Here is a 19,829-nt window from a genome sequence, read left to right as displayed (position 1 = left end):
TCTACCCGGAGAGGTTGAAGTTGCCGGAGGTGCCGTAGATGGCCAGCGACATCAGCAGCGTCACGGTGACCACCGCGACCAGCGAGGCCCGCACCGCGTTACCGACCGCGACCCCGACGCCCACCGGACCACCCGCGGCGAAATAGCCGTAGTAGGTGTGGATCATCATGACCGCCAGCGCCATCAGGATCGCCTGCGCGAAGGACCACAGGATGTCGCTGGGGATGAGGAACGTCGAGAAGTAGTGGTCGTAGACGCCGGCCGACTGCCCGTAGATGACCACCGTGGCGAAGCGCGCGGCGAAGAACGAGGCGATCACCGCCAGCGCGTACAGCGGCACGATCGCGATCATTCCGGCCAGCACCCTGGTGCCGATGAGGTACGGCACCGGCCGGATGGCCATCGTCTCGAGCGCGTCGATCTCCTCGGAGACCCGCATCGCGCCCAGTTGCGCGGTCGAACCCGCCCCGATGGTCGCGGCCAGGCCGATGCCGGAGATCACCGGCGCCGCGATGCGCACGTTGAGGAAGGCGGAGAAGAAGCCGGTCAGCGCCTCGACGCCGATGTTGCCCAGCGAGCTGTAGCCCTGCACGGCGATGGTGCCGCCGGAGAACAGCGTCAGGAACCCGACGATCACCACCGTGCCGCCGATCACCGCCAGCGCACCGGTGCCCATGCTGATCTCGGCGATCAGCCGGATGGTCTCGGTGCGGTAGTGCATCAGTGCCCGGGGGATCGAGGCCAGCGCCTGGGCGTAGAACACCGCGTGCTTGCCCACCGAGTCGAGCGAATCCGACATGCGCCGGACCCGGCGCACCGCCCGGGGGAAGCGGGACTGGATCACGAAGGCCATCGCGTCACCGCACCGTGAACTTGATGCCGACCGCGGTGACCACGACGTTCACCACGAACAGGGCCATGAAGGCGAAGACGACGGTCTGGTTCACCGCATCACCGACACTCTTGGGACCGCCTTTGACGTTGAGCCCGAGATAGCAGGCCACCAGTCCGGCGATGAGCCCGAACAAGCCCGCCTTCACCTCGGAGATGATCAGCTCGGGCAGGTGGGTGAGCAGCGTGATGCCGTTGACGAAGGCGCCGGGGTTCACGTCCTGCAGGTACACCGAGAACAGGAAGCCGCCGACGATGCCGATGGTGCACACCAGGCTGTTGAGCATGAGCGCGACGAACATCGAGGCGAGCACGCGCGGCACCACCAGGCGCTGGACCGGGTTGATGCCGAGCACCCGCATCGCGTCGATCTCCTCGCGGATGGTGCGGGCGCCGAGATCGGCGCAGATCGCGGTGGCACCCGCGCCCGCCACGATCAGCACCGTGACGATGGGACCCACCTGGGTGACGGCGCCGAACGCGGCGCCCGCGCCGCTGAGATCGGCGGCGCCGATCTCACGCAGCAGGATGTTCAGCGTGAAGCTCACCAGCACGGTGAACGGGATCGCGACCAGCAGGGTCGGCACGATGGAGACTCGTGCGATGAACCAGGACTGATCGATGAACTCACGCGCTTGGAAGGGCCTGCGGACGCTCGCCCGGGCGACGTCGGCGGAGAGTTCGAAGAACCCGCCGACCGCCCGTAACGGGACAGCAAGGACCTCGTTCATCCGCGATCCTCCTTGGTCGTTCAGCACGTACTGCGCACGGCACGACCAACCGCCGTGGCCGCACCGCCACCATGATTAGAACATGTTCACAGGATAATTGTGAGCTTTCGACCACTTTTTACCTGCATTTTTTCTAATGCCCGTCCGCCAAATTTGGAACACGTGTCAGAAGCTGATGCGCGGTAGCTTTGTGAGCCGCCACACATAGCCGGACACACATGTCTACCAAGTGCCGGACCCATGATCAACAATTGGACATCCGATCAGTTGCGGCCGGAAACGTCGGCCGCCCACACCCGCGGAAGCGGGCGCCGCGCGCCTGCCCGACGGCGTTTCCACCGACCGGCCGAAGCGCCCGCCGCGGCCATCCGCCGCCGCCTCGCCGCGGGTGCCGATCCGCTCAGCCGAGTTCGGTCAGCCGAGTTCGGTCAGCGCGGACGCCGAGAACGTCCGCCCCGCCGGCCGGTCGGCGAAATAGCCGCTCAGCGTGCTCGCCAGTTCCGTTGCGTCCCACGCTTCGCCGGCCGCGTCGAAGCGCTGCTCGACCACCGGCGCCGCCATCAGGGCGACCATCGGCCCGTAGACCACGAACAACTGCCCGCTCACCGCCTCCGCCGCCGGCGAGGCGAGGTAGGCGACCAACCGCGCGACATGGTCCGGCGAGAGCGGATCGATCCCACCCTCGGGCGCGTCGCTGAACACGGCCGCCGTCATCGCGGTGCGCGCCCGCGGCGCGATCGCGTTGGCGCGCACGCCGTAGCGGCTCAGCGCCCGCGCGGCCGAGAGGGTCAGCGCGGTGATGCCCGCCTTGGCCGCCCCGTAGTTGGCCTGCCCCTCCGGCCCGAGCAGCCCGGCCTCGGAGGAGGTGTTGATCAACCGGCCGTAGACCGGCGCGCCCGCCTCCTTCGACTTGGCCCGCCAGTAGGCGGCGGCGTTGCGCGTCAGCAGGAAATGCCCGCGCAGGTGCACCGCCACGACGGCGTCGAATTCCTCGTCGGACATGTTGAACAGCATCCGGTCGCGGGTGATGCCCGCGTTGTTGACCACGATGTCGACACTGCCGAACGATTCCTGCGCGGTGCGGATCATCGCATCGGCGGTGGCCCGCTCGGCGATGCTGCCCGCGACGAACTCGGCCTTGGCGCCGCGGGCACGGATCTCGGCCATGGTCTCGGCCACCGCGTCGTTCTCGGCCAGGTCGTTGACCACCACCGCGGCGCCCGCCGCGGCCAGCGCCAGCGCCTCGGCCTTGCCGAGCCCCGCACCGGCGCCGGTCACCAGGGCCACGCGGCCCGCCAAGCTCAGATTACTTTCGCTCACCGGGCCGACTTTAGAACGTGTTCCTACAGAACGGCAAGCATCGCTCACAGAAGTTTGAGCGCGGCCTTCGGGCATTGCGCCACGGCGTCCTCGACTTCGGCGCGACGATCGGCGGGCACCTCGTCGGTGAGAATGTGCAACTGGTCGTCGTCGTCGAGTTCGAACACGTCGGGGGCGAATCCGACGCAGATTCCGTTCGCTTCGCACTGGTCGAGATCGACGCTGACCTTCATGAGAACTCCTTTACACCCGACTCGGACGCCAGCCTACAAGCCGAGGCGGGCGCGAACGCACGCATCGGCCGGATTCACCTCCAATACTGGAACATGTTTCAGTCGATATGCAATCATCGGGTCAATCGACTGCCGCCACGACACGAGGTCACGCCATGCGCATCGCGTACACGCCGCAACAAGAGGAGCTCCGCGCGGAGCTGCGCGACTACTTCGCGCGCCTGATCACCCCGGAACGCCGGGCCGCGCTCAGTGCCACCACCGGCGAGTACGGCCAGGGCAACGTCTACCGCGAGGTCGTGCGCGAGATGGGCCGCGACGGCTGGCTGGCGCTGGGCTGGCCCAAGGAGTTCGGCGGCCAGGACCGCCCCACCATGGATCAGCTGATCTTCACCGACGAGGCCGCCATCGCCGGCGCGCCGGTGCCGTTCCTGACCATCAACTCGGTCGCACCGACGATCATGCACTACGGCAGCGAGGAGCAGAAACGCTTCTTCCTGCCCAAGATCGCCGCCGGTGAGCTGCACTTCGCCATCGGCTACTCCGAGCCGGGGGCGGGCACCGATCTCGCCTCGCTGCGCACCACCGCGGTCCGCGACGGCGACGAGTACGTGATCAACGGCCAGAAGATGTGGACCAGCCTCATCGCCTACGCCGACTACGTGTGGCTGGCGGTGCGCACCGACCCGAATGCCAAGAAGCACAAGGGCATCAGCATGCTCATCGTGCCCACCGACGCCGAGGGCTTCTCCTGGACCCCGGTGCACACCATGGCGGGCCCCGACACCAGCGCGACCTACTACCAGGACGTGCGGGTGCCGGTGAGCTCGCTGGTCGGGCAGGAGAACGGCGGCTGGGCGCTGATCACCAACCAGCTCAACCACGAACGGGTCGCGCTGACCTCGGCGGGGTCGCTGCTGACCGGCCTACAGCAGACCGTGGAGTGGGCCAGGACCACCAAGGCCGCCGACGGCAGCCGGGTCATCGACCGGGAATGGGTGCGGGTGAACCTGGCCAAGGTGCACGCCAAGGTCGAGTACCTCAAGCTGCTGAACTGGGAGATCGCCAGCCGCGCCGATCAGGGCGGTGCGGCCGCCCCGCGCCCGTGGGACGCCTCCACCTGCAAGGTGTACGGCACCGAACTGGCCACCGAGGCCTACCGGCTGCTGATGGAGGTGCTCGGGCCGCAGGCCTACCTGCGCCAGGACTCCGTCGGCGCCGAACTGCGCGGGCGGCTGGAACGCCTGCACCGCGCCGCCCTGATCCTGACCTTCGGCGGCGGCACCAACGAGGTCCAGCGCGACATCATCGCCATGACCGCGCTGCGCCAGCCCGCGGCCGCCCGCTGACCGCCGCCCGCCGAGACTCGGAAAGGTAGACGACACCATGGACTTCACTCCCACCGAGGGCCAGCTCGATCTGGGCACGCTGACCGGCGAGGTGTGCGGCAAGCTGGTCACCGCGGACCGGTTGCGCGAACTCGACACCGCGGGCCGGTTCGACGAACCGCTGTGGGCGGCGCTGGCCGAAACCGGCATCCTCGCCGCCACCCTGCCCGAGGAGGTGGACGGTGGCGGCCTCGGCCCGCTGGAGCAGGCGGCGGTACTGCGCGAACTGGGCAAGTCGGTGGCCGCGGTCCCCTACCTGTGGTCGGTGGTGGTCGGTGCGGGCGCGCTCGCGCGCTTCGGCTCGGCCGAGCAGCGGGAGTGGGCGCGCCGGGCCGGGGCGGGCAGCGTCGTGCTCACCGCCGCACTGGCCGAGGACCACAACTACGAGCCCACCGCCCCCGCGACCGTCGCCGTGGAACGCGACGGCACCTGGCGGCTGACCGGCGCCAAGACCACCGTCGCCTACGCCGACCGCGCCGCGCGCATCCTGGTGCCCGCCACCGTCTCCGGCGCCACCGGCGTGTTCCTGGTCGACCCGGCCGCCGCGGGTGTGCGGATCAGCCAGCAGGAGGTGGTCGACTTCAGCGCCGAATCAGCCGTCGAATTCGCCGACACCCCCGCGGAGTTGGTGGGCACCCTCGCCGAGGGCGGCGACATCCTGGACTGGCTGCTCACCCGCGCCTGGTTCGGCCTGGCCGCCCAGCAGCTGGGCACCCTGGAGCAGGCACTGGACCTGGTGGCCGGATACGCGCGCGAACGCGAGCAGTTCGGCAAGGCCATCGGCAGCTTCCAGGCCGTCGCGCAGCGCCTGGCCGACGCCTACATCGACGTGCAGGGTCTGCGGCTGGCCGTCACCCAGGCGGCATGGCGACTGGCCGAGGGCCTGTCCGCCGCCGAGGCCGTGCACACCGCCAAGTTCTGGGCCGCCGACGCCGGGCATCGGGTCGCGCACACCGTCGTGCACATCCACGGCGGGGTCGGCATCGACCGCGACCACATCGTGCACAACTACTTCACCGCCGCCAAGCACAACGAGTTCGCGCTCGGCGGGGCCACCGATCACCTGCGCGCGTTGGGCGCGCTGCTGGCGGATCCGGCCTGAGCCCTCGGCTCCGCCCACACACACACGGCTCGGCCCCCACCGGAACAACCGGCGGGGGCCGTCTCGTGTGGGCCGGGGGTCAGGCTCCGGAGAAGTCGACCTGCGCCGCGGGATTGGCCAGCGCCGTCACCACGCAGGCGCCGAAGAACCCGTCCCGGTCGAACAGCGTCGCGTTGCCCACCGCGACACCGTCGGTACTGAAATGGTTCTCCGCCTGCACGCCGATCGCACCGTGCGGCAGCCTGCTCATGGTCAGGGTGAGGTCGGCGTTGATGAAGCCGACGCCGCGGTCGCCCCAGTGGCTCATCATGCTGGTGGATTCGCCGATCGTGGCCGCGGCCGCGAGCGGGCTGGGCGGCTCGCCCAGGATCACCGAGATCGGCTGCTGGAAGTTGCGTTTGCGTTCGGCGTTCTGGTGTTCGCTCAACCGCGCCGACCAGCCGGTCGTGTCGGTGTGCCACAGATGCGAGATCGAACCGTCGAGCAGTTCGGCCGGCGGCAGGTCCGGGCGCTCCTGACGGGTCCACACCCGGCCCGGCGGCTGTGCGGAGGGGCGGAGGAACACCGCGGTCGCGCGGGCGACGGCCCGGCCTTCCTGGAGCAGTTCGGCGTCGGCGACGGCGATGCGTGTCCCGCGGCGCACCTCGGTGGTGGTCACCTCGACGGGCTTGCGCAGCGTGGGGCGGAACAGGTCCACGGTGAGCCGAGCCGGGATGAACCCGTCGGGCCGGTGCGCCGATTCCAGCGCGCCGCCGAGCAGACCGCAGATCGCCGGACCGTTCACCATGACCGGCGACCACGCGCTGACCGCCATCGGCAGTGCCTCGAAACCGCGCTCGGTGCGCTCGAAGAAGGCCAACGGGATATCCATGTCTGCGAGGCTACGGTGCTGCCGTAACGGTTGGTTCGCCAGGGTGCGCGCCACCGCGACCGACCCGCCGCCTGGTCGGCGACGGGTCGGTCGGCGTCACGGGTGGCAGTTGCCTACTTGGCGCTCACCTCGGCGTGCACGTCGGCGGCCCGGGCGGTGGTCTGCTCCTTCGCCCAGCGGTAGTCCGGCTTGCCCGCGGGCGAGCGCTTGATCTCCTCGACGAACCAGAGGCTGCGGGGGTGCTTGTACGGGGCGATCTCCTGGGTGAGCACCGGCCGCAGTTCCTCGATGGTGGGCCGCTTATCGCCGCGGCACTGCACCACCGCGCACACGCGCTGACCCCAGCGCTCGTCCTCCACGCCGACCACCAGCGCGTCGAAGATGTCCGGGTGCGCCTTGAGCGCCCCCTCGACCTCCTCGGGGAAGATCTTCTCGCCGCCGGAGTTGATGCTCACCGAGCCGCGACCGAGCATCGTGACGGTGCCGTCCTCCTCCACCCGCGCGTAGTCGCCCGGGATCGAGTAGCGCACGCCGTTGAACTCCTTGAAGGTCGCGGCCGTCTTCGCCTCGTCCTTGTAGTAGCCCAGCGGGATGTGGCCCTTGCGGGCCAGGATGCCGATCTGGCCGGAGCCCGGCGTCACCGGGTTGCCCTGCTCGTCGAGCACCTCGGTGGAGGCATCGATCTTGACCCGCGGACCACCGGTGTGCTCGGCGCCCTTGGCGACCATGCTGATGCCACCGAAGCCGGTCTCCGAGGACCCGATCGAGTCGGTGATCACCCGGTTGGGCAGCAGCTCGAGGAACTTCTCCTTGATCGCCGGCGAGAACAGCGCCGCGCTGCTGGCGATGGCGAACAGGCTGGCCAGCTCGTAGGGCTTGCCGGTCTCCGGGTTGCCCTCGAGCAGCGCGTCCAGCATCGGGCGGGCCATCGCGTCGCCGGTGATGAAGATGACGTTCACCCCGTGCCGGTCGATCGTGCGCCACACGCCGTGCCCGCTGAACTCCGGCAGCATCACGACCTTGCCGCCGCTGAACAGGCTCTGGAAGGTGGCCCACTGCGAACCGCCGTGGATCATCGGCGGGATCGGGTAGCGGGTCAGCGCACCGTTGGCCTGGCCCTCCTTGGCCAGATCCCATTCGTCGGCGACGTACTCGCCGGTGAGGAAGTTGATGCCACCGCCGAGCACCCGCCACACGTCCTCCTGGCGCCACATCACGCCCTTGGGCATGCCGGTGGTGCCGCCGGTGTAGAGCATGTACAGGTCGTCGGGCGAGCGCTCGCCGAAATCGCGGTCGGGCGAGGACTGGGCCAGCGCGGTCTCGTATTCGACCGAATCCGCTGCGGTGGGCACCGTCCCGGTCGTATCGTCGTCCACGACGACGACGGTGCGCAGCTTCGGCGTCCTGGCGCGGACCGCGGCCACCTTGTCGCTGTAGCGCCGCTCGTGGATCAGCGCCACCATGTCCGAATTGTCGAAGATGTATTGCAACTCGTTCTCGACGTAACGGTAGTTGACGTTGATCATCACCGCGCGCGCCTTGAACACCGCGACCATGGCCTCGACGGCCTCGATGGTGTTGCGCGAGTAGATGCCCACCTTGTCGCCCGGCTGGACACCGTGTTCGAGCAGGTAGTGGGCCAGTTTGTTGGTCCGCTCCTCCAGCTGTGCGTAAGTCACCTCACGGGCGTCGTCGACCAGCGCGACGCGGTCCGGCATGAGATCGATGGCATGTTCGACGAGGTCCGCTATGTTGTAGCTCACACCCTCAAAATAGAACGTGTTACTGTTTCTGACAAGGCTCGAGAGTCGGGAAAGTCAGGAGAATCAGCAATGCCCCACTGCCTCGTCGAGAAGCGGGACCACGTCCTCATCGTCACCATGAACCGGCCCGAGGCGCGCAACGCGCTCTCCGGCGAGATGATGGCGATCATGAAGGACGCCTGGGATCAGGTGGACAACGATCCCGACATCCGAGCGGCGATCCTGACCGGCGCCGGTGGCGCGTTCTGCGCGGGCGCCGATCTCAAGGCGATGACCAGCACCCATCCCGGCGACCAGTTCTCCGGCGGCGGCTGGGATCTGAGCCGGATCGAGGCGCTGCTCAAGGGCAGGCGGTTGACCAAGCCGCTGATCGCCGCGGTCGAGGGCCCCGCCATCGCGGGCGGCACCGAGATCCTGCAGGGCACCGACATCCGGGTGGCCGGCGAGAGCGCGAAATTCGGTGTGTCCGAGGCTCGTTGGGGCCTGTTCCCACTGGGCGGCTCGGCGGTGCGGCTGGTCCGCCAGATCCCCTACACCGTCGCCGCCGACATCCTGCTCACCGGACGCCACATCAGCGCGGCCGAGGCCAAGGAGATCGGCCTGATCGGGCACGTGGTGCCGGACGGCACGGCGCTGGACAAGGCGCTCGAGCTCGCCGCGCAGATCGCCGCGAACGGACCGCTCGCGGTGCAGGCCATCCTGCGCACCATCCGGGAGACCGAGGGCATGCACGAGGAGGAGGCGTTCAAGATCGACGCCGAGCTGGGCACCGCGGTGTTCAAGTCCGCCGACGCCAAGGAGGGCCCGCGCGCCTTCGCCGAGAAGCGCAAGCCGAACTTCACCGGCGCCTGAACGAATCGGAAATGCCTCGGCCCCCGGCGCTTTCGCGGTCGGGGGCCGTGCCGTGCTGGCTGCTCACGCACCGCCGGGGTAGTCCATCCAGAACGGCTCCCACTGGTGCCCGTCGGGGTCGAGGAAGGTGCGGCCGTGCATGCCGACCTCGGCCTCCTGCGCCCGCTTGTCCTCGTTGACCTCCTCGCTCCCGCCCGCGGCCAGGGCGGCTTCGGTCAGCGCGTCGACCTCGGCGGCGCTGCCCAGCGAGAGCGCGTAGGCCGCACCGGTCGCACCGGTGGTCTCGGCCACCGGACGCTTGGTGAAGGTCTGGAAGTACTGCCTGGTGAGCAGCATCAGGCAGATGTTGTCGTCGACGACGATGCAAGCGGCGTTGTCGTCGGTGAAATCCTCGTTCAGCTTCCAGCCGAGCGCCTGGTAGAAGTCCTTGGACCGGGACAGCTCGCGGACCGGGAGATTGATGAAGATCATCTTGCTGCTCATGGCCGTTTCCTCTCGGGTACGTAGGGGTCACCGGTAGAGACGACCGCCGTGACACGAACTCATCGGTGCCCGGATACCACCCTCGTCAGAACCCTGTCGTGTGTCGGTGGGCTGTGGCAGGGTGACGTCCATGAGCGACTCGACCGTTGCCGCCTCCCCCGCCACTCCCGGTGCCTCCGTGGCCGCCGCCGGTGCCCCGGGCGCCGATGCCGACGTGCTGGCCTCGTTCGAGGCGCATCGGCGTGAACTGTGCGCCTACGCCTACCGCATGCTCGGCTCGTCCTTCGAGGCCGAGGACGCGGTGCAGGAGACCTTCACCCGCGCCTGGAAGTCCTACGGCTCGTTCGAGGGCCGCGCCAGCCTGCGTTCGTGGCTGTACCGCATCGCCACGAACGTCTGTCTGGACATGCTCGACGGGCCGCAGCGCCGGGCCAGACCCATGGACCTGTCCGGTCCTTCGCGCCCGGATTCGCCGCTGCCCGCACCGCAGCCGGACTACGTGTGGGTGGAGCCGATCCCCAACGCGCTGGCCTTCGGCGCCGACCCGGCCGAACACGCGGCCACCAAGGATTCGCTGCGGTTGGCGTTCGTGGCCGCCTGTCAGCATCTGCCGGCCACCCAGCGGGCCATCCTGATCATGCGCGAGGTGTTGCGGTTCTCGGCCAACGAGACGGCGGAGGCGCTCACGATGTCGCCCGCCTCGGTCAACAGCGCGCTGCAGCGGGCCAGGGCGACGATGTCGAAGGTGCGGCCCACCGCCACCGACGACTACGACGAGACCGACGAGAACCAGCGCAAGCTCGTCGACGAATTCGTCACCGCGTTCGAGGCCTACGACATGGACGCGCTGACCGCCCTGCTCAAGGCCGATGTGGCGCTGTCCATGCCGCCGATCGAGCTGTGGGTGCGCGGCCCGGAGAACGTCGCAGCCTTCATGCGCGGTCACGGCAGCGGCTGCGAAGGCTCGCGCATGGTCCGCCTCGAGGGCGCCAACGGCCTGCCCGCGTTCGGCCACTACAAGCGCACCGACACCCCCGGGGTGTACGCGCCGTGGTCGATCACCGTGCTCGAGTTCGACGGCCCCGTCATCAGCGGCCTGAACTTCTTCCTCGACACCGAACGCCTCTTCCCGCTGTTCGGCCTACCCATGGAACTGCGCGAGCCGGCCTCCTGAACTCCCCGGGGCGTGCGAACGACACCGCCACGGCTGCCGCGCCGTCAGCGGTGGAAGCAGACCAGGGTCTCGCCCCGGCGGGCACAGTGCCGCAGCCAGCCGCGCGGTTGCCCGAGCTCTCGCACCGCCGTGCCCGCACCGGGACAGGCGTCTTCGAACGCTGGCAACTCGTGCCGGCAGCCGGCGAGCAAGGTGCGGAAGGCCTGTTCCGGGACCGCGGCGCACCGAGCACCTGACCATAGCGGGACCGGCCGGCCGCGGTCGCGGGCGGCCGCTCCGGCGCCGGTGGTCAGGAGGCGGGGACGTACCGTTCCCGCAGCTTGCGCTTGTAGAGCTTGCCGTTGGGGTCGCGCGGGAGCTCGTCGAGGTAGTCGATGGAGCGGGGCATCTTGTACTTGGCCAGGCGGGTGGCGGCGAAGGCGAGCAGTTCCTCGGTGAGTGCCGCGTCGGCCTCGACGCCCTCGGCGGGCTGCACCACGGCCTTGACCTCCTGGCCCCAATCCTCGTGCGGGATACCGAAGACCGCGACGTCGGCCACCTTGGGGTGGGTGATGAGCACGGTTTCGATCTCGGCCGGGTAGATGTTCACCCCGCCGGAGAGGATCAGGTCCGAGCGCCGGTCGCAGAGGTAGAGGTAGCCGTCCTCGTCCAGGTAGCCGATGTCGCCGACGGTGAACAGGTCTCCGACCCGCGACTCCTCGGTCTTGGTCTTGTCGTGGTGGTACTCGAAGCTGGAGGCGCCCATCTTCATGTACACCAGACCGGTCTCCCCCGGCGGCAGCTCCGAGCCGTCCTCCTCGCTGAGCACCTTGATCACCGAGTACGGCCACGCCTTGCCGACCGAGCCGGGCTTGCGCAACCACTCCGCACCGCTGATGACGGTGCCGCCGCCCTCGGTGGCCGCGTAGTACTCGGTGACCGTCGGCCCCCACCACTCGAGCATCCTGCGCTTGGTCTCCTCCGGGCACGGCGCGGCGCCGTGCACCATGCTGCGCAGCGAGGAGACGTCGTACTTGGCGCGCACCTCGTCGGGCAGTGCGAGCAGCCGGTGGAACTGGGTGGGCACCATGTGGCTGTGGGTCACCCGGTGTTTCTCGATGAGCCGCAACATCTCCTCGGCGTCCCATTTGTCCATCAGAACCACCTTGTGGCCCAACTGGATCGAGATGGTCGCGAAGTTCAGCACCGCCGTGTGGTACAGCGGTGAACCGCAGATGTGCACGTGGTCGTCGTAGGGCTGTAGCCCGAACAGCGCGAAGAACGAGGTGTTGGCCGGGGACACGACGTCCGGGTCGGCCCCGGTGAGCGGGCGGCGGACGCCCTTGGGCCGCCCGGTGGTTCCGGAGGTGTAGAGCATCGGCGCGCCGGTGGTGCGGTCGTCCGGGCGGCCGGCGTCGGCGTTGCCGAGCTCGGAAAGCGGTGTGAAGCCGTTGATTTCGCCGACCGAGAACCGGGCCGAGGCCGGCAATCCGGCCTCGTCCGCGGCCGCCTCGGCCGCGGCGGCGAAGCGCTCGTCGGCGAAGAACGCCTTGGCCTCGCTGTCGGAGAGGATGTAGGCCACCTCGGGACCGGTGAGATGCCAGTTCACCGCCACGATGTAGAGGCCGGACTGGTAGGCCGCGAAGTAGGCCGCGATGGCCTCGACGCAGTTGTGCACCATGCTCACCAGCACGTCGCCGGTGCGCAGGCCGAGGTCACGTAGACCTGTGGCGTACCGGTTGGCGAGCGTGGCCAGTTCGCGATAGGTCACCTCCCGTCCCGACGGATCGACCAACGCGATCCGATCGGGTTCGGCGTCCGCGATGTTCCAAAGACCGAGAATTTCTGACTCCTGCGTCGTCACCCCATCGAATTTAGAACGTGTTCTACTGTTCGACAAGGGGTGCGAGCCGATGCAATTGCTCGACGTCGGGCACCGACACCAGCATCATGGTGACCCCGGCGGCCTCCCAGACCTTCAGTTGCTCGCGCACGTGGTTCTCGTCGCCGATGATCGCGGTGTCCAGGATCAGCTCGTCGGGCACCGCGGCCGCGGCCTCGGCCTTCTTGCCCGCCTGGAACAGCGCGCCGATCTCGTCGACCTCGCGGTCGTAGCCCATCCGGCGGTAGACCTGGGCGTGGAAGTTGAGCTCGGGCGCGCCCATCCCGCCGATGTAGAGCGCCATGATCCAGCGCATCCGCTCCAGTTCGGCCGCCGGGTCGTCGGTGATCACCACCTGGCAGCTGGCCGCGATCTCGAAGTCCTCCCGGGTGCGGCGCGCGCCCGGCCGGGCAAAGCCCTCGTCCAGCCACCCGTGGTACATGTCGGCCAGCCGCGGCGCGAAGTAGATCGCCAGCCAGCCGTCGGCGATCTCGGCGGTCAGCGCGACGTTCTTCGGCCCCTCCGCGCCCAGCCAGATCGGCAGATCCGCACGTAGCGGGTGCACGATCGGCTTGAGCGGCTTACCGAGGCCGGTCGCGCCGGGCCCGGTGTAGGGCAGCGGGTAGTGCGGGCCGTCGCTGGTCACCGGCGCCTCGCGGGCCAGCACCGTGCGGATGATCCCGACGTACTCCCTGGTGCGCTGCAACGGCTTGGCGAACGGCTGGCCGTACCAGCCCTCCACGACCTGCGGCCCGGACACACCGAGGCCGAGCACCGCCCGTCCACCGCTGAGATGGTCGAGGGTCAGCGCGTGCATGGCGGTGGCCGCGGGCGTGCGCGCCGACAACTGCACCACCGAGGTACCCAGGCGCACCCGCTCGGTGCGCGAGCCCCACCACATGAGTGGACCGAACGCGTCCGAGCCCCAGGATTCGGCGGCGAACACGGCGTCGAAGCCGGCCGCCTCGGCGGCCACCACCAACTCCCCCGCGTTCGCGGGCGGCTGCGCCATCCAATATCCGAGTTGCAGTCCGAACTTCATCATCGACCCTTTCCCGCGCTAACTACTAGACACCAGAATAAGAACCTGTTCTACTCGATAGCGTGACCGAGGGGAATAGCGCATCCGGCGTAATCACGCCGCCGATGCGCCGGGTCGGGACGCGGGCGGGAATGAACACCGCGGCGTCGGCGCGGTCGCGTCCGGCGCGGTGCGAGCCCGGGGGATCGGGGCGGGAACGGACACTGCTGAGAAAGGGTCGGAATTGAGCACCAGCACGGCACCCGATGTGCTGAGCGCACCCCTGCGGATGCGCTTCGACTACACCAGGTCGGTCGGACCGACCATCGGAAGATTCCTGACCGGTCTGCGGGCGCGCAAGATCGTCGGCGTCCGCGGCTCCGACGGCCGGGTACTGGTGCCGCCGCCGGAATACGATCCGGTCACCAGCGAAGCACTCACCGAATTCGTCGACGTCGCCGACACCGGCACCGTGAGCACGTGGACCTGGGTGCGCGACCCGCTGCACGGCCAGCCCTTCGATCGCCCGTTCGCCTGGGCGCTGATCACCCTGGACGGCGCCGACAGCGCGCTACTGCACGCGGTGGACGTGGACTCGCCCGACCAGATGCGCACCGGAATGCGGGTGCGGGCCCGCTGGGCGGAGCAGACCGAGGGGTTCATCAAGGACATCGTCTGCTTCGAGCCCGGCGAAACCTCCACGGCACCGGCCGCTCCCGTCGACGAGGGCGAGCCGGTCACCATGATCACCACGCCGGTCGACCTGTCCTACAAGCACACCGCCTCCCCGCAGGAGACGGTCTACCTGCGCGGGCTGGCCGAGGGCAAGCTGATCGGCGCGCGCACCGACGCCGCGGGCAAGGTGTACTTCCCGCCGCGCGGGGCCAATCCGACCGACGGCAGGCCCACCGAGGACTACATCGAGTTGTCCGACCACGGCACCGTCACCACGTTCTGCATCGTGAACGTGCCGTTCCTCGGGCAGCGGATCAAGCCGCCCTACGTCGCGGCCTATGTGCTGCTCGACGGCGCCGACATTCCGGTGCTGCACCTCGTACTGGGTTGCGACGCAAGCGAAGTGCGCATGGGCATGCGGGTGAAGGCGGTCTGGAAGCCGCGCGAGCAGTGGGGCCACGGGCTCGAGAACGTGGACCACTTCGAGCCGAGCGGGGAGCCCGACGCCGACTACGAGACCTACAAGCACCACCTCTGAGAGGCATGCACGTTGACTGACAACGCCACCGACATCGCGGTCGTGGGCTTCGCGCACGCACCGCACGTGCCGGAGACCTACGGCACCACCAACGGTGTCGAGATGCTGGTGCCCTGCTTCCAGCAGCTCTACACCGAACTCGGAATCACCAAGTCCGACATCGACTTCTGGTGCTCGGGCTCCTCGGACTACCTGGCCGGGCGCGCCTTCTCCTTCATCTCCGCGGTCGACTCGATCGGCGCGGTGCCGCCGATCAACGAGTCGCACGTGGAGATGGACGCCGCGTGGGCGCTCTACGAGGCGTTCGTGAAACTCAAGTCCGGCCAGGCGCGCACCGCGCTGGTGTACGGCTTCGGCAAGTCCTCGGCCGGCACGCTGCGCCAGGTGCTCACCATGCAGCTCGACCCGTACCTGGTCGCGCCGCTGTGGCCGGACGCCCTGTCGATCGCGGGCCTGCAGGCGCGGGCGGGCATCGACGCCGGCCGCTGGAGCGAACGGGACATGGCGGCGGTGGCCGCGGGCGCGGGCGGCGACGTCGACAGCCTGCTGGACGCGCCGTATGTGGCCGACCCGCTGCGCGCCCACGACGTCGCACCGATCACCGACGGCGCCGCGGCGATCGTGCTCGCGGTCGGCGACCGGGCCAGGGAGTTGTGCGAACGCCCGGCCTGGATCACCTCGATGGCGCACCGCATCGACACCCCGGTGCTCGGTGCCCGCGACCTGACCGTCTCCCCCTCGACGGCGAAGGCGGCGCAGGAGGCGACCGGCGGTGATCTGAGCGGGTTCGACATCGCCGAACTGCACGCGCCGTTCAGCCACCAGCAGCTGATCCTCGCCGAGGCCATCGGTCTGAAGCCGGAGACCACCATCAACCCGTCCGGCGGCGCGCTGGCCGCCAACCCGATGTTCGCGGCGGGTCTGGAACGGATCGGCTTCGCCGCGCGCGCCATCATGACCGGCACCGCGGGACGCGCGCTCGCGCACGCCACCAGCGGCCCGGCACTGCAGCAGAACCTTGTGACCGTCCTGGATTCGGAGGCGAGCCGATGAGCTTCCCGGCCGCGGTGCTCGGCACCGGACAGACCCATCACGTGACGAAGCGGCACGACGTGTCGATGGCGGGCATGTGCCGCGAGGCGATCGATCGCGCGCTCGCCGACGCCGGGCTCACCATCGCCGACATCGACGCGGTCGTGGTGGGCAAGGCGCCCGACATGTTCGAGGGCGTCATGATGCCCGAGCTCTTCCTCGCCGACGCGCTCGGCGCCTCGGGCAAGCCGCTGATCCGCGTGCACACCGCGGGCTCGGTCGGCGGCTCCACCGGCATCGTCGCCACCAATCTGGTGCAGGCCGGCGTGCACAAGCGCGTGCTGGCCGTCGCCTGGGAGAAGCAGTCGGAGTCCAACGCCATGTGGGCGTTGTCGATCCCGGTGCCCTTCACCATGCCGGTCGGCGCGGGCGCGGGCGGCTACTTCGCCCCGCACGTGCGCTCCTACATCCGCCGCTCCAACGCGCCGAGCCACATCGGCGCGATGGTGGCCGTGAAGGATCGCCGCAACGGCGCGAAGAACCCGCTGGCCCACCTGCGTCAGCCCGACATCACCCTGGAGTCGGTGCTGGCCTCGCAGATGCTGTGGGATCCGATCCGCTTCGACGAGACCTGCCCCTCCTCCGACGGCGCCTGCGCGATCGTGCTCGGCGATGCCGAGGCCGCCGAGCGCGTGGAAGCCGAGGGCCGGAAGGTGGCGTGGGTGCACGGCACCGCGATGCGCACCGAGCCCACCACCTACGCCGGTCGCGACCAGGTCAACCCGGAGGCGGGCAGGCACGCCGCGGCCGCGCTGTGGGAGGCCGCGGGCATCACCGATCCGCTCGAGGAGATCGACGCCGCCGAGATCTACGTGCCGTTCTCCTGGTTCGAGCCGATGTGGCTGGAGAATCTGGGCTTCGCCGCCCCCGGTGAGGGCTGGAAGCTCACCGAGAAGGGCGAGACCGAGATCGGCGGCCGCATTCCCGTCAACCCCTCCGGCGGCGTGCTGTCGTCCAACCCGATCGGCGCCTCCGGGCTGATCCGGTTCGCCGAGGCGGCCAAGCAGGTGATGGAACGGGCGGGCGATTACCAGGTCAAGGGCGCGCGCAAGGCGCTCGGGCACGCCTACGGCGGCGGCTCGCAGTACTTCTCCATGTGGGTTGTCGGGTCGGAACGTCCGCGGTCATGACGGCGCCGCTGCAGTTCACCGTCGGCATCGCGCTGAGCCCGCTCGACCAGCTCACCGCGCTGGCCGTCACGGCCGAGGAGTGCGGGTTCTCCTCGGTCGCGCTGCCGGATTCGCTGTTCTACATGCAGTCCCAGGCGGCGAAGTACCCCTACACCGCCGACGGCAGCCGCTTCTGGGGCCCGGACACCCCGTGGGTCGACCCGCTGATCGGTGCGACCGCGATGGCCGCGGTGACCAGCCGCATCCGCTTCTACACCAATGTGCTGAAGCTGGGTTCGCGCAATCCGCTGCTGCTGGCCAGGCAGGTCGGCTCGGTGGCGAACCTGTCGAACAACCGCTTCGGCTTCGGCGTCGGCATCGGCTGGGCACCGGAGGAGTTCGAGTGGTGCGGCCAGCCCTATGCCCGGCGCGGTGCCCGGGTGGACGAGATGATCGAGGTCATCAAGCTCGTCCTGGGCGGCGGCATGGTCGAATTCCACGGCGAGTTCTACGATTTCGAGCCGTTGCAGATGAGTCCGGCGCCGAGCGCGCCGGTGCCCTTCTACATCGGCGGCCACACCGAGGCGGCGCTGCGTCGCGCCGCCCGGGTGGGCGACGGGTGGACCTCGGCGATGATGACCTTCGACGAGCTCACCGCCACCATCGGCAAGCTCGACGCGCTGCGCGCCGAGTTCGGCCGGTCGGCGGAACCGTTCGAGATCCAGGCGGTCTGCGTGGACAGGGGCGGCCGGGCCGGATACCAGGACCTGGCCGACGCCGGGGTGACCGACGCGATCGTGGTGCCCTGGCTGCTCGAGGGCATCGGCTTCGACGGCGAACTCGTGGCCAAGCAGGACGCGTTGCGCCGGTTCGCCGAGAAGTACATCGCCGATCCGATCGTCGGAAGGGACGCACGATGACGACCGTCACCGATCACCCCGCCCGCACCGCGGGCCTGGCCTCCCAGGCGGCCGTGCGGGCCCGCGACAAGCAGGCGTGGCTGGCCCTGTTCGCCCCCGACGCGGTGGTGGAGGATCCGATCGGGCCCTCCGGATTCGATCCCGAGGGCAAGGGCCACCACGGCACCGAGGCGATCGCCGCGTTCTGGGACAAGGCCATCGCCCCCACCGAATCCATCGAATTTCTCTTCGGCGATTCCTTCGCCTGCGGGAACGAGGTGGCCTTCACCGGCCTCATCCGCAGCCGCCTGGGCGGCCACGTGATCGACGCCGAAGGCGTGTTCACCTACCGGGTCGACGCCGCGGGCAAGCTCGCGGCGCTGCGCGCCTACTGGGAGGTCGACCGCGCCATGCGGACCGCGCGACCGGCGCAGTGAGAGACTCGCCGCCCCTCCCCTCGGGCGGCACGGCAAGGGCCCCCGAACGGCATGGTTCGGGGGCCCTTGTCGTGGGTTCGGCTGCCGCGCTCAGTGCGAGACGGGGCAGCGGGCCGCGGTCTTGTAGTCGACCGGGAACTCCTTGATGCCGTTGAGCCAGCCCGAGCGCAGTCGCTTCGGATCGCCGAGGCGGGTGATGTCGGGCAGGTGGTCGGCGATGGCGTTGAAGATCAGATCGATCTCCAGCCGGGCCAGGTTGGCGCCGATGCAGAAGTGCGCGCCGGTGCCGCCGAAGGACAGGTGCGGGTTGTCGGCGCGCATGATGTCGAACTTGTAGGGGTTCTCGAAGACGTCCTCGTCGAAGTTGGCCGACCGGTAGAGCAGCACCAGGCGCTGGCCCTTCTTGATCTGCACGCCGCCGAGCTCGGTGTCCACCAGGGCGGTGCGCTGGAAGGACGTGACCGGCGTGGCCCAGCGGATGATCTCGTCGGCGGCGGTGGCGGGGCGCTCCTTCTTGTAGAGCTCCCACTGGTCGGGGTTCTCCAGGAAGGCGATCATGCCGTGCGAGATGGCGTTGCGGGTGGTCTCGTTGCCCGCCACGGCCAGCATGATGACGAAGAACCCGAACTCCTCCTCGGTGAGCTTGTCGCCGTCGACGTCGGCTTCGATCAGCGTGGTGACGATGTCGTCGGCCGGGCAGGCCTTGCGCGCGGCGGCCATCTGGTAGGCGTAGCCGAGCACCTCGGCCGAGGCGGTGACCGGATCGGCGTCGTTGTCCGGGTCGTCGTAGCCGGTCATCTGGTTGGACCAGTTGAAGACCTTCATGCGGTCCTCCTGCGGGATGCCGATCAGCTCGGCGATCGCCTGCAACGGCAGCTCACAGGCCACCTGGGTGACGAAGTCGCCCGAGCCCGCCGCGGCCGCCGCCTTGACGATCTGCTCGGCCTTGGCCGACAGCTCCGCACGCAGGCCGTTGATGGCGCGCGGGGTGAAGCCACGGGAGATGATCTTGCGCAGCTTGGTGTGCTCGGGGGCGTCCATGTTGAGCAGGACGATGCGCTGCAGCTCGATCTGCTCGCGCGAGATGTCGTCGTTGAAGCGCGGGATGGCGGTGTTCTCGAAGTTGGAGAACACATCGCTGCGCCGCGACACCTCCTTGATGTCGGCGTGCTTGCTGACGACCCAGAACCCGTCGTCGTGGAAGCCGCCGACCTCGGGCGGCTGGGGGTTCCACCAGATGGGAGCGGTCCGACGGAGCTCGGCGAATTCTTCGACCGGAACTCGCTCGGCGTAGATGTCCGGGTCCGTCACATCGAACCCGTCCGGAAGATTCGGGCGAGCGCTGCGGGTCTCAACCACCAGATGTCTCCTTCGACAAACTGAAACACG

The 19,829-nt window shown here is 69.2% G+C and carries 19 protein-coding genes; 9 read left to right on the top strand and 10 right to left on the bottom strand.

Features of this window, described 5'->3' with window-relative positions:
• Window position 1: 1 nt before the first annotated feature.
• The 4 genes from CRM89_RS24675 to CRM89_RS24660 all read right to left on the bottom strand — a co-directional run bounded on the left by CRM89_RS24675 (window position 2) and on the right by CRM89_RS24660 (window position 3,175).
• Complete coding sequence (locus CRM89_RS24675; RefSeq protein ID WP_060593668.1) at window positions 2–853, bottom strand: ABC transporter permease; 852 nt, start codon at window positions 851–853, stop codon at window positions 2–4.
• A 4-nt stretch (window positions 854–857) separates the two neighbouring features.
• On the bottom strand, window positions 858–1,622 hold the full coding sequence (locus tag CRM89_RS24670) for an ABC transporter permease (RefSeq protein WP_041559802.1): 765 nt from the start codon (window positions 1,620–1,622) through the stop codon (window positions 858–860).
• Between the two features lie 414 nt (window positions 1,623–2,036).
• Window positions 2,037–2,942: a 3-oxoacyl-ACP reductase gene (locus CRM89_RS24665; protein WP_041559801.1), complete on the bottom strand. Its 906-nt coding sequence runs from the start codon at window positions 2,940–2,942 to the stop codon at window positions 2,037–2,039.
• Between the two features lie 44 nt (window positions 2,943–2,986).
• Window positions 2,987–3,175, bottom strand: a complete 189-nt coding sequence (locus CRM89_RS24660) for a ferredoxin (RefSeq protein WP_011207065.1) — start codon at window positions 3,173–3,175, stop codon at window positions 2,987–2,989.
• A gap of 155 nt (window positions 3,176–3,330) precedes the next feature.
• Here CRM89_RS24660 and CRM89_RS24655 point away from each other — a divergent pair, with 155 nt between their 5' ends.
• Together CRM89_RS24655 and CRM89_RS24650 are read left to right on the top strand one after the other, a co-directional pair.
• A complete protein-coding gene (locus CRM89_RS24655) occupies window positions 3,331–4,524 on the top strand; it encodes an acyl-CoA dehydrogenase family protein (protein WP_011207064.1) in 1,194 nt (397 codons plus the stop codon).
• A 37-nt stretch (window positions 4,525–4,561) separates the two neighbouring features.
• Entirely contained in the window at window positions 4,562–5,665 is a 1,104-nt protein-coding gene (locus CRM89_RS24650) for an acyl-CoA dehydrogenase family protein (RefSeq protein ID WP_060593669.1), read from the top strand.
• A 79-nt stretch (window positions 5,666–5,744) separates the two neighbouring features.
• Here CRM89_RS24650 and CRM89_RS24645 read toward each other — a convergent pair whose 3' ends face one another.
• Together CRM89_RS24645 and CRM89_RS24640 are read right to left on the bottom strand one after the other, a co-directional pair.
• A complete protein-coding gene (locus CRM89_RS24645) occupies window positions 5,745–6,536 on the bottom strand; it encodes a thioesterase family protein (RefSeq protein WP_228821906.1) in 792 nt (263 codons plus the stop codon).
• 113 nt (window positions 6,537–6,649) lie between these two features.
• Entirely contained in the window at window positions 6,650–8,299 is a 1,650-nt protein-coding gene (locus tag CRM89_RS24640; RefSeq protein ID WP_098086433.1) for an acyl-CoA synthetase, read from the bottom strand.
• Between the two features lie 69 nt (window positions 8,300–8,368).
• Here CRM89_RS24640 and CRM89_RS24635 point away from each other — a divergent pair, with 69 nt between their 5' ends.
• Window positions 8,369–9,151, top strand: a complete 783-nt coding sequence (locus CRM89_RS24635) for a crotonase/enoyl-CoA hydratase family protein (protein WP_060593672.1) — start codon at window positions 8,369–8,371, stop codon at window positions 9,149–9,151.
• 63 nt (window positions 9,152–9,214) lie between these two features.
• Here CRM89_RS24635 and CRM89_RS24630 read toward each other — a convergent pair whose 3' ends face one another.
• A complete protein-coding gene (locus tag CRM89_RS24630; RefSeq protein WP_011207059.1) occupies window positions 9,215–9,634 on the bottom strand; it encodes a VOC family protein in 420 nt (139 codons plus the stop codon).
• A gap of 130 nt (window positions 9,635–9,764) precedes the next feature.
• Between CRM89_RS24630 and CRM89_RS24625 the strand changes: the two genes are divergently transcribed.
• Complete coding sequence (locus CRM89_RS24625) at window positions 9,765–10,808, top strand: sigma-70 family RNA polymerase sigma factor (RefSeq protein ID WP_011207058.1); 1,044 nt, start codon at window positions 9,765–9,767, stop codon at window positions 10,806–10,808.
• 289 nt (window positions 10,809–11,097) lie between these two features.
• Here CRM89_RS24625 and CRM89_RS24620 read toward each other — a convergent pair whose 3' ends face one another.
• Complete coding sequence (locus CRM89_RS24620; RefSeq protein ID WP_060593674.1) at window positions 11,098–12,651, bottom strand: acyl-CoA synthetase; 1,554 nt, start codon at window positions 12,649–12,651, stop codon at window positions 11,098–11,100.
• 22 nt (window positions 12,652–12,673) lie between these two features.
• Window positions 12,674–13,711, bottom strand: coding sequence for an LLM class F420-dependent oxidoreductase (locus CRM89_RS24615; protein ID WP_060593675.1), 1,038 nt, complete (start codon window positions 13,709–13,711; stop codon window positions 12,674–12,676).
• Between the two features lie 268 nt (window positions 13,712–13,979).
• Between CRM89_RS24615 and CRM89_RS24610 the strand changes: the two genes are divergently transcribed.
• From CRM89_RS24610 to CRM89_RS24590, 5 genes are read left to right on the top strand one after another with little or no spacing between them, the layout of a single operon-like run.
• Complete coding sequence (locus CRM89_RS24610) at window positions 13,980–14,903, top strand: Zn-ribbon domain-containing OB-fold protein (protein WP_172964639.1); 924 nt, start codon at window positions 13,980–13,982, stop codon at window positions 14,901–14,903.
• Between the two features lie 12 nt (window positions 14,904–14,915).
• Complete coding sequence (locus tag CRM89_RS24605) at window positions 14,916–15,956, top strand: thiolase domain-containing protein (protein WP_098086431.1); 1,041 nt, start codon at window positions 14,916–14,918, stop codon at window positions 15,954–15,956.
• On the top strand, window positions 15,953–17,125 hold the full coding sequence (locus CRM89_RS24600) for a thiolase domain-containing protein (RefSeq protein WP_060593678.1): 1,173 nt from the start codon (window positions 15,953–15,955) through the stop codon (window positions 17,123–17,125). The genes CRM89_RS24605 and CRM89_RS24600 overlap by 4 nt, the downstream gene beginning before the upstream one ends.
• A gap of 8 nt (window positions 17,126–17,133) precedes the next feature.
• Complete coding sequence (locus tag CRM89_RS24595) at window positions 17,134–18,024, top strand: TIGR03619 family F420-dependent LLM class oxidoreductase (RefSeq protein ID WP_098087112.1); 891 nt, start codon at window positions 17,134–17,136, stop codon at window positions 18,022–18,024.
• A complete protein-coding gene (locus CRM89_RS24590; RefSeq protein WP_098086430.1) occupies window positions 18,021–18,440 on the top strand; it encodes a nuclear transport factor 2 family protein in 420 nt (139 codons plus the stop codon). The genes CRM89_RS24595 and CRM89_RS24590 overlap by 4 nt, the downstream gene beginning before the upstream one ends.
• Before the next feature lie 90 nt (window positions 18,441–18,530).
• Here CRM89_RS24590 and CRM89_RS24585 read toward each other — a convergent pair whose 3' ends face one another.
• Window positions 18,531–19,799 carry a cytochrome P450 gene (locus CRM89_RS24585; RefSeq protein ID WP_011207050.1) on the bottom strand — a complete coding sequence of 423 codons (1,269 nt, stop codon included), beginning with the start codon at window positions 19,797–19,799 and terminating at the stop codon, window positions 18,531–18,533.
• Between the last annotated feature and the right edge of the window lie 30 nt (window positions 19,800–19,829).

Source organism: Nocardia sp. FDAARGOS_372 (genome assembly GCF_002554515.1).
GTDB classification, from domain to species: Bacteria; Actinomycetota; Actinomycetes; order Mycobacteriales; family Mycobacteriaceae; genus Nocardia; species Nocardia farcinica.
The sequence above is the reverse complement of the archived record's forward strand: the minus strand, read 5'-3'. Positions and strand labels throughout refer to the sequence as shown.